Consider the following 13120-nt stretch of genomic DNA (forward strand, 5'->3'; position numbering starts at 1 on the left):
TAATCACCTTATTTGAGAGAAACATGACACAACTGCCATCATGGCATGGCTGATTAGACTATTGGCAGGAGCTGGAAAAAATGGCAGAAAAACATCCTTGACTTTTACGCGCAATTTTCATAATCTGAACGCGATGATAGAATCTGAAATCCGTCAGTTTATTAGCTCTAAAATTTTTGGAAAAAAGATTTATTGTTTTGATTTGATTGACTCCACAAATTTGAAAGCGAAACAATTTCTTCAAGAAGGTGTCGATGAAGGGACGGTTGTAATTGCCGATGAGCAAACAGCGGGAAGGGGTAGATTAAATCGTTCCTGGATTTCCGAAGGAAAAAAGAATTTAACATTTTCAGTCATCATCCGAGCGCAGATTTCTCCGGAGAAAATCGGGGTGATTTCGATATATGCCGGACTATCGGTGATGGAAACATTAAAACAACTTGCAATTCTTCAACCCGATTGCAAGTGGCCCAACGATGTCTATCTTTGTGGCAAGAAAGTTTGTGGAATATTATCGGAATCAGTTTTCGAAAATAATCGTTTAGCTGGTATTGTAATCGGGATAGGATTGAATATCAACCAAATTCATTTTCAGGATGAAATAAAAGATAAAGCAACATCACTTTCAGTAGTACTCGGAGAAGATCAAAATCGGTTTGAGGTTTTAGGTCGACTCCTTGATCGCCTGGAAAATAATTATGAATTAATCAAATCCGGCAAATTAAAATATATTTTAGAAAAGTTTGAAAATCATTCGTCGATGTTTAGCAGGGAAGTAAAAATAAATCAGAATGGGCAAATATTGCATGGGATTGCAAGCAGGCTGGATGACGATGGTGGACTTATTGTTAAAACCACAAACAGCGAGATAAAAGTTATCGCAGGAGATGTATCTATATGCTATTAGCGATTGATATCGGCAACACAAACGCGGTGTTCGGTATTTTTCAAAAAGGGAAATTAATACTGAGCCGACGCATTTCGAGCAGTGTTTCAAGAACCGAAGATGAATTATATATCTTGTTGAAGCAATTTTGTGAGCAAATAAAAACATCTCCCGAGACGTTGCAAGGCGCGGTTATAAGTTCTGTGGTGCCGGAACTGACCGAGTTAGTAAATAAGATGTTGAAAAATTATCTCAAACTTGAGCCGTTGATAATATCCGGAATGATTGATGCGGGAATTAATATTCCGTATAGTGATCCATCGAAATTAGGTGCCGACAGAATTTGTGCTGTTGTGGCAGCGCAGAAAAAATTTGGCGGTCCGGCAATTGTAGTAGATTTTGGTACAGCTACGACATACGACGTCATAACAAGCAAAGGAGAATATTTAGGTGGAGTTATTGCACCCGGTGTAGAAACAATGGCCGCAAATCTTTTTAAAAGAACGTCTAAATTACCGAGGATTGATTTGCGATTTCCGGATGAAATTATTGCCAAGGATACCGCTACCGCAATTCGGTCGGGTGTTATGTACGGAGCAGTAGATTCGTTCGAAGGAATGGTGAGGAGGTTGCGGAGAGCGGCAGGGAAATATGCCACCGTCGTTGCAACAGGAGGTTATGCGACAATCATCGCTGAAGTAACGAATGAAATTAAATATATGGAGCCGAACCTTGTACTTGAAGGAGCCAGAATGATTTTTGAAAGGATAGCTAAAAAACCGAAGAAATAATACAAATGAATCTATATGTAAGCTGATTCGCATACTCTTACTACTCCCGGGATTTTTTTTACCCGAATTCCTATTTACATCGCCAAATCAGAGATTGAACGCGGCTTAAACTTCAAAAACCTTTCATCTTTTTAAAAATTCTCCCTTATTTCTTGATTCTCACGGCATGTTTTAGTATTATAAACCATGAATTATAACTTGAACCATACGCAATCTCTTAAAATATTCAACCGGTATAAATGTGATATCGAAAAACGGCTCAAGATATTTGATCAAAATAAATCTCCGTCATCGGTATACGATCCGATCAATTATGTTCTATCAATTGGTGGGAAGCGTGTTCGGGCGATCTTAACCTTGCTTGCGTGCGAAGCCGTCGGTGGCCGGGTAGCTTCGGCATTCAATGCTGCCGCGGCTATAGAAATTCTTCATAATTTCACACTCGTGCACGATGATATAATGGATCATGCTGAATTGAGACGCGGGAAACCGACAGTCCATAAAAAATGGGACGAGAATTTTGCCATTCTCGCCGGCGACGAGATGATTGCGCAGGCATATCGTATTCTTTTGAAAACAAATTCACCAAGGATAAAATTAATTCTCAATGTTTACACAGATGCGCTCGTTAAGGTGTGCGAAGGGCAGGGTTTTGATAAGGAATTTGAAACGAAAAAAAACGTGTCGATTGAAGATTATTTTATGATGATCTCAAAAAAAACCGGGAGAGTGATCGCGGCGTCATCCGAAATAGGAGCGCTTGTTGGCGGCGGATCTTATGCCCAGGTAACCGCTTTGAGAAAATATGGTGAATATCTCGGTAAAGCTTTTCAAGTGATGGATGATCTGCTCGATATTGTTGGAAGTACTGAAGAGTTCGGGAAAAAAATTGGTGGAGATATTCGGGAAGGGAAAAAAACATTTCTGCTTTTGAAGGCAATTGAGAAATCGAAAGGCAGAGAAAAAATAATATTAAAATCAATCGTACCGGGAAATGATAAAAGTGAATTTGAGATTAAGAAAATAAAAAATATTTATATTAATAGTGGCGCAATCGAAGCGGCAAAATCCGAAGTAAAAAATAATACTCTCAGCGCTAAACTTATGCTCTCATCATTACCCGAGAGCAAAGCTAAATCGATGCTGTTATGGTTATCGTCTCAACTGATCGATAGAACTTCGTAGTATGGTAGAACTGGAAGTGACTATTAAAAACCGCGCCGGTATGCACACAAGGCCAGCCGCCGTACTGGTGAAAACAGCCGCAAAATTTAAATCAGATTTTTACATTTACAAAGACGGAATGGAAATCAACGGAAAAAGCATTATTGGTGTAATGACACTTGCAGCCGAACAGGGCTCGAAACTTATTCTCCGGTTTGACGGTGTCGATGAACAGGATGCTTCGAAAGAAGTTTTGGATCTTTTCAACCGCGGCTTTGATGAGTGAACCATGCCTGAGACACAAAATATAAAAAACGAAATTGTTCTTCGTGGTATTCCAGCTTCACACGGAATTTCAATCGGCCCGGCTTACCTCTTTCTTAAAGATATTCCGATAGTGGAAGAAAGAATCATCAAACCCGAAGAAATCGAATTAGAGCAACGTCGGTTCAGCATATCTCTGGAAAAATCTTCCAAAGAATTGAATAAGATACTTTTATTCGCACAGGAAAAAATTGGTGAAGCTAAAGCAAAAGTATTAGATGCGCAGATTATGGTCCTCGATGATCCGGTACTGATAGGCACGATCAAAAAAAGAATCGCCTCGGAAAATCGGAACGCTGAATTTATAGTTAACGACGAAATTGGCAGATATGCGACTCTTATGCTAAAAGCACAAGACGAATATATGCACGAACGCGCTCATGACATGGAAGATTTGAAGAACCGTATCATAAGGAATCTTCTGCAAGAGCGTTTGATATCGAAACTTGAAGGATCGATCATAGTTGTTGCGCATACGCTTACACCTGCTGATACAATGATACTAAGCCGTAATCATGTTCTCGGTTACGCAACCGATCGCGGCGGGATTACATCTCATGCAGCACTCTTTTCCCGTTCTTTGAAAATTCCCGCGATAGTTGGTTTGGGAGATGTCAGCAGGTCTGTGATGAATGGTGATACATTAATATTAGACGGTTACAGCGGCACACTCATAATCAATCCCACCGACGAGCAGATAAAGCATTATGAAAAAAAACGGGAGAGAATGAATAAGTTTGAACAACAGTTAACAGGATTAAAAGATCTGCCGGCGGAAACTATCGATGGTCATCGGGTAGAATTGTCTGCAAATATTGAATTATTGGATGAACTCGATTATGTTGTTGTTCAGGGATCTCAGGGTATTGGATTGTATAGAACCGAAAGTTTACTTCTCAACAGCGATGATTTTCCGTCGGAAGAAGAACAATATCTTGAATACAAGCAAATTGCCGATCGGGTTTATCCGCATCGTGTAATTCTCCGAACATTTGATATCGGAGGTGACAAGATTGCTCCCGCCACAGCCGACGAATCAAATCCGTTTCTTGGTTGGCGGGGAATTCGAATCAGTTTAGACAGACCCGATATATTTCTGAATCAGCTTAGGGCTATGTTGCGCGCCAGCGTTAGGAAAAATTTATCCATCATGTTTCCCATGGTTGCAACACTTGAAGAAGTAAGGATTGCAAAGCGTTATGTCCGCAAAGCTAAGGCAGAGTTGCGCAGTCATGGTATCAAGTTTAACGATAAAACTCCTATCGGTGTGATGATTGAGGTACCATCTGCGGCGCTTATGATTTCTCAAATAGCTGCCGAGATTGATTTTATAAGCATCGGAACAAACGATTTAACTCAATACATGCTGGCAGTTGATCGCGGAAATACTCTCGTGTCGAAATTATACCGTCAATTTGATCCAAGCGTTGTTAATACAATCAAGCATGTGATTAACGGTGCCCATAAACGAGGCATTTGGGCGGGAATTTGCGGTGAAATGGGCGGAAATCCATTGGCTGTTCCACTATTGATTGGTCTGGGAATCGATGAGTTAAGCGTTGTGCCGGCTGTTCTGCCTGAAATAAAAAAAATTATTCGTTCTTTAGATTATTCACTGATGAAAGAACTTGCCGGACAAGCGTTGGAAGCAAGTACAAGCGATGAAGTGGAAAGAATGATGTCAAAATTTTTCAAAAAACATTTACCGGATATTCCTTTAGATCATTAATGATTTTTAAAATTGTAATCGATTAACAAATGTTTTATTTCACAAACCAAAAATAATAAAAAATATGAACGAATTAACTATTCAACGTTACGATAAATCCGACATGAACCAACTGCTTATCGATTTTCCGAAGCAGGTTGAAGACGCGGTTAAGATTGGCAATAAATTTAAACCGGCATTTAATAAATCACAGATTGATTCAGTAGTTATAACCGGCTTAGGTGGCTCGGCTATCGGTGGCGATTTACTCCGTTCAAATCTCTCGGCAGAATCAAAAATTCCGATTCATGTCAATCGTCATTATTTTATGCCGGAGTTTGTGAACGAGAAAACACTCGTTGTGGTGTCCAGCTATTCAGGCAATACGGAGGAAACAATCGCGGCACACGCCGACGCAAAAAAACGCCGGGCAAAAATACTTTGCATCAGTTCGGGCGGTCAAACATCAGCGTCGGCAGAAAAATTTAAACAACCGCTCATAATGATTCCGAAAGGATTACCACCGCGCGCCGCCCTTGGTTATTCTTTCTTCCCGACCTTGATAGCTCTTTCGAAAATGAAATTAATACGATCAAAGAATCAGGAGATAGCCGAAACGCTTTCACTGCTTCGGAAGAAATCAAAAATATTTTCATCACTCGACAGCAAAAATACGGCACTCCAACTCGCGAAGCAATTGTATATGAAACTTCCGATTATCTATTCCGCGGCAGATCGGTTCGACGTCGTGAATCTCAGATGGCGCGGACAGATAGCCGAAAACGCGAAACAGTTGGCTTTTGGACATGTTTTACCGGAAATGAATCATAACGAGTTAGTCGGCTGGAAAGTTTTACGCCGCCTGATGGAAGAAGAAGTTGCCGTTGTTTTCCTTCGCGATAAAGACGACCATCCGCGCGTGAAATTACGAATGGAAATTACTAAAGGCGTGATTGAGCAGTACGCGTCAAAAATTATCGAGGTTCAAAGCGAAGGTAAATCGGTTTTAGCGAGATTGTTTTCATTAATTTATCTGGGTGATTGGACAAGTTATTATTTAGCCATCCTTAACGGAATCGATCCCACTCCGGTAAAAGTGATCGATTATTTAAAAAATGAGTTGGGAAAAATAAAATAGTATGATGAAATATTTGATATCGATTTTATAATATGATCATATTATCATCCTGCATGAAACATGTAACCTGAATCATTTAATATTAAGAGTGTCTCGTTTTAATAAATATGCTCTGATCACAGTTCTGTTTTTTACTTCCGCCCACCCGCAATTTTCATACTTCGGCAGAAATAAAGTACAGTATACTGCGTTCGATTGGCATTTACTGAAAACCGATCACTTCGATATTTATTATTATCCAGAGATGAAAGATTTAGCCGAGCGTGGAGCATTTCTTGCCGAAGAAAGTTACAAAATTCTGCAAGAAAAATTTGTTTATAATGTTCCCTCACGCATTCCTCTCATATTTTACAGCACTCATTTACACTTTCAGCAGACAAATACGACACAGGGGTTAATTCCAGAAGGAGTCGGAGGATTTTTTGAGTTTCTTAAAGGAAGAGTCGTGATTCCTTATACCGGCTCGATGTGGGATTTTAAACATGTAATTCGGCACGAGCTTGTACATGTTTTTATGCACGGAAAGATCAGCCGCATATTTTCAAATCACAGAATCGCTCAAGACCGGTTGCCGCCGCTTTGGTTTGTAGAGGGATTGGCTGAATACTGGTCGATTGATTGGGACACTCAGGCAGAAATGGTTCTTCGAGACGCAACAATTTCAGGATATGTTACTCCGTTAAGTTCAATTGAGCAGATTTACGGTTCATACTTGATGTATAAAGAAGGTCAAAGCATACTCCGCTTTATCGGTAAACATTACGGAGAAAATAAGATTCTGTTGTTATTGGAAAACTTTTGGCAGTCGAACAGTTTTCAAGATGTTTTCAAGTCGACAATCGGAGTTAACTTCGAAGAGTTCGATGAAGAATGGATATACGCGCTGAAAAAAGAATACTACCCTCTGTTGAAAAATTTCGATTCACCGAGCGGTGCAAGCGAAATTTTGGTGCAAAAAGGATTTAATACCAAACCGGTGTATTGGGAGAAAAACGAGAACCGGCAAATTTATTTTGTTGGAAATCATTCAGGTTATGCGAGCATTTACAAAATAAATATCGATAGCGCACTGGTAAATCATGAAACCATGCCGGAACTTGTTGTGGAAGGAGAACGCTCCGAGGAATTCGAGGCATTCCATCCGTTCCAAAACAGACTGGCGATTTCTAAAAAAGGAATACTGGCTTTCGTTACAAAAAAAGGTGAGAAAGACGCTTTACATCTTTTTGATATTGTTGAAGGAAAAAGCATTAAAACATTTGTTTTTAAAGATCTCGTCGTTTTAGGATCAGCATCTTGGTCACCCGATGGAGATAAGATTGTATTCAGCGCAATCGACATGTCCGGTTCGGATGATTTGTACATTTGGAATATCGAAACAGAATATTTGGAACGGCTAACTAATGATTTTTATGACGATCGTGATCCTGAATGGTCGCCCGATGGTTCGACCGTACTATTTGCATCAGATAGATCTGAGAACGGAGAATCGGGAAAATACAATCTCTTCAAGTATCAATTAAACACTAACGATATTTATTATTTAACGCAGGAGAATTTTAATTTTTCATCCCCTCGATACTCATCCGACGATAAATTTATATTGTTCACAGCAGATATAGATGGTGCTCGGAACATATGGATGATGCGCAACGACGAACAAATAGATGGTCAGAAAATGCATAAAGTTTCATCCTTCACCACGGGTGCTTTCGATCCTGCCTGGGCTGACAGTAATTTGATATTTGTGGCGTTTGAAGATTTCAACTTTCGCATCAGAATGGTTGAGAATATTTCTAACTTATATGATTCATCAAAAGAAATATCAACCGCCGAATTTAAAATTGAAAAACCATGGAGACCCCAAACAATTGGTGGCATGGCAGAATCAAAACCGCTTAAATATGCAGAAGATTATACGCTGGATGTTGCTCAAAGTCAAATTGCCACCGATCCTGTTTTCGGAACGTGGGGCGGAGCATATTTATCAATGAGCGATTTATTGGGCAACGAACAATATAATTTTCTGGTTTACAATACAGCTCAAACTATGGATGAGCTGATGTCGAGTTTCAACATCGCCATCTCACGTGTATCGCTTCACCGACGAACTAATCATGCATTCGGTATATACCGTTTCAGCGGGAGGAGATATGATCTCACAGATCCCGATCTGTATTTCTACGAAAAAGTTTTCGGTGGTTACTATGCCCTCAGTTATCCATTCTCAAAATTCAAACGGTTGTCTTTATCGACAAGCATCAGCCATTCAGAGAAAGATGCATATTTTGGAACAGTCTATGAAAGATATACTGAGGGCATCGATTATTCACGGCGGGCATTATTTCTTTCAAATTCAATTTCATTCACTCACGATAATTCGCTTTGGGGTCCAAGTGGTCCGCTGGACGGTAGCCGTTACAGTGCAACGCTTGCGTACACTTCCGATATTCAATATTCACACGCGAATTATTTCTCTGTGATATTGGATTATCGGCATTATTTTAGAATCGGTAATATGTCGGCTTATGCCATGCGATACTGGTTGTTCTATAATGATGGTCAGGAGGCGCGGCGATTTTTTATGGGCGGCAGTTGGGATTTACGCGGATATCCCAGATGGTCGTTGCGGGGGAAAAAAATATGGGTAACAAGTCATGAACTTCGTTTTCCATTTCTTGATGAAGTGCGGTTGCGGTTTCCGTTCACAAATATTTCTTTTTTCGGAATTCGCGGAGCTCTCTTTTGCGATGCCGGCAACGCATGGGATAATTTTTACGGTACAACGTTGGGAAGTATTGGCGGAGGCGTAAGGATTAACCTTGGTAATTTGATTGTGCTTAGATATGATATAGGTAAACGGATTGAAAATAATTTTAAAAACTTTCAATCGAGATTATTCTATCAATTTTTCTTCGGGTGGGATTTCTGATGAAATATTCTATCACATTTATATCCATTTTTCTCTCCGTTTTATTGGGATGCAATAAATTGATTTTGCGTCAACCGGTAATTTCTGATGTCAAAGATTGGAAGGTATTTGCCGGGTCAAAAAACAGATTAAATTTTACGGATGAAGAATTGAAGCCGCCGTTAGTTAAAGCATGGGAATATGATGCTTCCGCGGGCTTCGGCCAGTTCGGTGTAACAATTAATGGGAATATTATCTGTGTGGGAAATCTACGGGGTGAAGTTCATCTTGTAGATAAAATCAACGGTAAAGGATTGGGGATGAAAGATTTCGGAACAGCGATTTATTCTCCACCGATTCTCGATGACAACATTTTATTCATAGCGCTCTCGGATGATAAGGAAAATTTATTTGCTTACGATCTTACCCGTGGATCAATTATATGGAAAAAATCTGTTGGCAGAATCGAATCGGCTATTTTGCTTTTGAATAATAAAATAATTGTAAATACAATTGATAACGGTTTACTTTCTATAGATAAAAATGATGCTACTGTTATTTGGAAATTCCCACAAACAAATAGTCGCATCCGAACAAAGAGTCATTCTTCACCAGCCGCCTCAGGCGAAACAATTGTTTACGGAAATGATGACGGATTAATAGTCGCTCTCAATTCGCAAAACGGATCTGTTTGTTGGCAAAAACAGGTTGGTGGTAGTTTAATTGCTGCTCCTTCAATTCGCGATTATTCTGTTTTCATTGGAACTTTAGAAGGTCGGGTAGTCTCATTAGAATTAGCAACAGGCGATATTCTATGGTCGACTGAGGTTGGTGGTAAAATATATTCTTCATTCGCCTTAACCAATGCATCGATATTTGTTGTTACATCGAAGAATGAGATGTTGTGCCTAAATAAAAATAGTGGTGATATTATTTGGCGGACTTTGCTGGATGGAGTTCTCGGTTCTTCTCCGCTTTTAGCGGGGAATATTTTGTATGTTGGTTCATTCGATAAAAATCTTTACGCCATTGAATCAACTTCTGGGAAAGTTATTTGGAAATTTAAAGCTGATGGACGTGTTGTTTCTTCACCCGTGTTAAACAATGGTTTACTGTATATATTAATCGATGATAATTCATTAATCGCTCTTCGAAGAGGAGATGATAAATGAAAAATCTTTTCTTAATTTTATCCTCCACATTCATTATGATTGGCATGTCGTTCGGGCAAGCCGATAGTTTGAATGAACCTCGGCGGGTTCATTCTACTCTTTCGGTTAATTTAGATTACTCTCAGCTCAAAATATATGTCGATTCAACTTTCATAGGAGTTACTCCGATAGATTCTGCAATCGTTGCAAGCGGTACTCATAAAATAACAGCCGCTACATTTCATTCTTCTCAGTGGAATAATGTGGTTTACGAAGAAACAATTGATATCCCTTTAAATAGCCATGTTAATAAGTATATCTTCATATCGAAACCAATAAAAATATTCACCGAACCGTTCAATGCCGCGGTTTACAAAAATGATTTGTTGGTTGGAAGAACACCGATGACAATTGGTGAGTGGGAGAAAGACATGAAAATAAAATTAACTTTGAATGGATATCGCGACAGCACAATTTCCATCGTAACCAACGAGTTTTTGCCGAAAATATTTTTACAACAATTAACTCCTCCAGATGGCAAAAGTAATCCGATTTTTTTAGATTCAGACGGAACCGATAAATTATTACCGGTTTATATCGCCGGCGGCACGGCAATAGTCAGCGGAGTTACCGCTGCATACTATAAAATTCAAGCCGATAAGTTCTATAAAGAATACCGGTCATCTAAAAATAACCAATTGCTTGATCGCGTAAAACGATTTGATACCGTTTCTGGTATTTCCCTTGCAGTTTCGCAGGTTTCTATCGCAATTTTATCATATTTATTATTCAGTCAGTGAGAGAAAATTCATAAATAACTTGACTTTCAACGCCATCCACAGTATATTATTTCAAACTCGTTTAACAGATTAAATAAATCTTCAGCAACGACGAAAGAAAAGAATGGAAACACATATAAGTATGCCTGGTGTCCCTCAGCCCCCCCTATCCTCCGAACTTGGCGAAGCCATGGAATTTATTCGGAATGTTCCTGTATTTGCGGATATTGAAGCCGCAGAATTAGCGAAAATAGTTCGCGTAGGTGTCAGGAAAAAATATAAAAAAGGAAGTATAATCCTCCTTGAAGAAGAAACAGGCGCCGCGCTTTTTGTAATAGTTTCAGGTAAAGTGAAAATTGTTCGAACCGACGATGAAGGAAGAGAAGTCATACTTTCGATTCTGGGAGAGAACGATTTCTTCGGAGAAATGTCGATACTTGATGGATTGTCACGCTCGGCGAGCGTTGTTGCAATTACGAAAACAGAACTGTTCATGATTCACCGCAGAGATTTTCTAAGGTTGATGCAGGATGTTCCGTCGGTTGCGATTTCATTATTAAAAGAAATGACGCTTCGATTACGTAAGGCGGATTCACAGATTAAGAGTTTATCGCTGAAAGACGCAACTGGTCGTGTCGCAAATGTAATTCTTCAGCTTGCAGACGATATCGGAACAATCCGTAAAGGCCGTGTGGAAATCGACGAACTACCTTTACAGCAAGATTTGGCAAACATGGCGGGAACATCGCGCGAAACAATATCACGAGTCGTTCATAGTTTTATTAAGAAAGGTCTTGTTGAAATGCGCGGCAATAAACTCATTATAAGCGATTACGAAAAATTTAAAAGCTTATTCATGTGAGAATCGAACAATTACTTTGTATAGATAATTAGATCCGGGAGGATTACTTGGACGTAAAGGCAGACTTACATCTACACACACGATATTCTGACGGTGCATATTCTACCGAAGAGTTGATTGATAGAGCGGCTCGGGCGGGATTAAAAATAATCAGCATAACCGATCACGATAGCGTTGCTGCCATAGATGAGGCTATTGATCTTGGAAAGAAAAAGGGGATAGAAGTTATTCCCGGTATTGAATTGAGCGCGACATTCGACGGCACCGAAGTTCATGTTCTTGGATATTTTATTGATCATCATAGTAAAGTCCTTGGTGAATCGCTCGAAATCTTTCAACGGGAGCGTATCAACCGAGCCAGGCGCATTGTCGGCAAACTCAATCAATTGAATGTTCCATTGACAATTGATTCCGTGATGGATCAAGTTGAAGGTGAATCCGTTGGTAGACCACATATTGCCACCGCACTCTTTAATGGCGGACATACGGGAACATATTATGAAGCGTTCAATAAGTATATAGGGAACGGTAAACCGGCTTATGAACAAAAATGGAATTTTACGCCTGAAGAAACTATAAATTTAATTTCGAAGTGCGGTGGATTATCGTTCTTAGCCCATCCGGGCCGTTCCGTCAAAGAAGATTTAATTATACGTCTCATCAAAGCGGGACTTGACGGAATTGAAGTTATACATCCCGCGCATTCTCCCGACTTGATTTATTATTACCGGGGAATAGTTAATGAATATTGTCTTCTAAATAGCGGAGGATCTGATTTCCACGGCGGAGATCGGAATGATGAAGACTCGCTCGGCCAATATGTTATTCCATCCTCGGTCGTTGAGATGATGCGCCGTAGATTATTTTCAAATTGAATTCATTTTTAATCAATCCTCATTCAACTTAAAGTAGTATTATTATGCCAAACATCATTGAAGGAACTCTTTCTGCAGCTCAATTTAAATTCGGAATCGTCGTAAGCAGATTTAACGACTTTATCACAAATCGATTGCTCGATTCGGCAATCGATTGTATCGTAAGGCACGGTGGGCAGGAGAAATCGGTCGATGTTATCTTGTGCCCCGGTGCGTTTGAAATTCCGCAGGTTGCGCAAAAAGTAGCTCAAAGCGGAAAATACGATGCGATTATTTGCCTCGGATGTGTTATTCAAGGAGACACTCCCCACTTCGAATACATTGCCAATACTGTAAGTGTTGGAATTAATCGTGTAGCGCTTGAAGAGCAATTACCTATTGTATTCGGCGTGCTTACAACCGATTCTCTCGAACAGGCAATTGAGCGCGCAGGAACAAAAGCTGGAAACAAAGGATGGGATGCCGCGATTGCCGCCATCGAACTGGCTGATCTGCAGAAGAAATTTTCGAATAAGAAAAAATAATTATCTT

General features: G+C 39.8%; 12 protein-coding genes. All 12 read left to right on the forward strand.

The genetic code is table 11. The features are described from left to right. Positions 1 to 40 precede the first annotated feature (40 nt). The 12 genes from HZB59_09165 (at position 41) to HZB59_09220 (ending at position 13113) form a co-directional block, all read left to right on the forward strand. Positions 41 to 907 (forward strand): biotin--[acetyl-CoA-carboxylase] ligase, encoded by an 867-nt coding sequence (locus HZB59_09165; protein ID MBI5021593.1) that lies wholly within the window; start codon positions 41 to 43, stop codon positions 905 to 907. Then, a complete protein-coding gene (locus tag HZB59_09170; GenBank protein ID MBI5021594.1) occupies positions 898 to 1677 on the forward strand; it encodes a type III pantothenate kinase in 780 nt (259 codons plus the stop codon). The genes HZB59_09165 and HZB59_09170 overlap by 10 nt, the downstream gene beginning before the upstream one ends. 186 nt (positions 1678 to 1863) lie before the next feature. Continuing rightward, positions 1864 to 2862 (forward strand): polyprenyl synthetase family protein, encoded by a 999-nt coding sequence (locus HZB59_09175; GenBank protein MBI5021595.1) that lies wholly within the window; start codon positions 1864 to 1866, stop codon positions 2860 to 2862. A 1-nt stretch (position 2863) separates the two neighbouring features. After that, positions 2864 to 3127 carry an HPr family phosphocarrier protein gene (locus tag HZB59_09180; protein ID MBI5021596.1) on the forward strand — a complete coding sequence of 88 codons (264 nt, stop codon included), beginning with the start codon at positions 2864 to 2866 and terminating at the stop codon, positions 3125 to 3127. 3 nt (positions 3128 to 3130) lie between these two features. Next, positions 3131 to 4894, forward strand: coding sequence for a phosphoenolpyruvate--protein phosphotransferase (gene ptsP, locus HZB59_09185; protein ID MBI5021597.1), 1764 nt, complete (start codon positions 3131 to 3133; stop codon positions 4892 to 4894). A gap of 64 nt (positions 4895 to 4958) precedes the next feature. Continuing rightward, positions 4959 to 6011, forward strand: a complete 1053-nt coding sequence (locus HZB59_09190; protein ID MBI5021598.1) for a bifunctional phosphoglucose/phosphomannose isomerase — start codon at positions 4959 to 4961, stop codon at positions 6009 to 6011. An 88-nt stretch (positions 6012 to 6099) separates the two neighbouring features. Further along, entirely contained in the window at positions 6100 to 8943 is a 2844-nt protein-coding gene (locus tag HZB59_09195; protein MBI5021599.1) for a PD40 domain-containing protein, read from the forward strand. Then, on the forward strand, positions 8943 to 10094 hold the full coding sequence (locus HZB59_09200) for a PQQ-like beta-propeller repeat protein (protein MBI5021600.1): 1152 nt from the start codon (positions 8943 to 8945) through the stop codon (positions 10092 to 10094). Before HZB59_09195 ends, HZB59_09200 begins: the two co-directional genes overlap by 1 nt. Continuing rightward, a complete protein-coding gene (locus tag HZB59_09205; protein ID MBI5021601.1) occupies positions 10091 to 10873 on the forward strand; it encodes a hypothetical protein in 783 nt (260 codons plus the stop codon). Before HZB59_09200 ends, HZB59_09205 begins: the two co-directional genes overlap by 4 nt. Positions 10874 to 11042: 169 nt before the next feature. After that, positions 11043 to 11714 (forward strand): Crp/Fnr family transcriptional regulator, encoded by a 672-nt coding sequence (locus HZB59_09210; GenBank protein ID MBI5021602.1) that lies wholly within the window; start codon positions 11043 to 11045, stop codon positions 11712 to 11714. Positions 11715 to 11761: 47 nt separating this feature from the next. Further along, positions 11762 to 12589: a PHP domain-containing protein gene (locus HZB59_09215; protein ID MBI5021603.1), complete on the forward strand. Its 828-nt coding sequence runs from the start codon at positions 11762 to 11764 to the stop codon at positions 12587 to 12589. A 44-nt stretch (positions 12590 to 12633) separates the two neighbouring features. Next, a complete protein-coding gene (locus HZB59_09220; protein ID MBI5021604.1) occupies positions 12634 to 13113 on the forward strand; it encodes a 6,7-dimethyl-8-ribityllumazine synthase in 480 nt (159 codons plus the stop codon). The last annotated feature ends 7 nt before the right edge of the window (positions 13114 to 13120 follow it).

This window comes from Ignavibacteriales bacterium, assembly GCA_016214905.1.
In the GTDB taxonomy this organism is placed as follows: Bacteria; Bacteroidota; Ignavibacteria; order UBA10030; family SZUA-254; genus PNNN01.

Excerpts from the sequence above, each read along its gene's own strand:
- HZB59_09165 (MBI5021593.1), top strand. The coding sequence starts at position 41 with ATGGCATGGCTGATTAGACTATTGGCAGGAGCTGGAAAAAATGGCAGA.
- HZB59_09170 (MBI5021594.1), top strand. The coding sequence starts at position 898 with ATGCTATTAGCGATTGATATCGGCAACACAAACGCGGTGTTCGGTATT.
- HZB59_09175 (MBI5021595.1), top strand. The coding sequence starts at position 1,864 with ATGAATTATAACTTGAACCATACGCAATCTCTTAAAATATTCAACCGG.
- HZB59_09180 (MBI5021596.1), top strand. The coding sequence starts at position 2,864 with ATGGTAGAACTGGAAGTGACTATTAAAAACCGCGCCGGTATGCACACA.
- ptsP (MBI5021597.1), top strand. The coding sequence starts at position 3,131 with ATGCCTGAGACACAAAATATAAAAAACGAAATTGTTCTTCGTGGTATT.
- HZB59_09190 (MBI5021598.1), top strand. The coding sequence starts at position 4,959 with ATGAACGAATTAACTATTCAACGTTACGATAAATCCGACATGAACCAA.
- HZB59_09200 (MBI5021600.1), top strand. The coding sequence starts at position 8,943 with ATGAAATATTCTATCACATTTATATCCATTTTTCTCTCCGTTTTATTG.
- HZB59_09205 (MBI5021601.1), top strand. The coding sequence starts at position 10,091 with ATGAAAAATCTTTTCTTAATTTTATCCTCCACATTCATTATGATTGGC.
- HZB59_09210 (MBI5021602.1), top strand. The coding sequence starts at position 11,043 with ATGGAATTTATTCGGAATGTTCCTGTATTTGCGGATATTGAAGCCGCA.
- HZB59_09220 (MBI5021604.1), top strand. The coding sequence starts at position 12,634 with ATGCCAAACATCATTGAAGGAACTCTTTCTGCAGCTCAATTTAAATTC.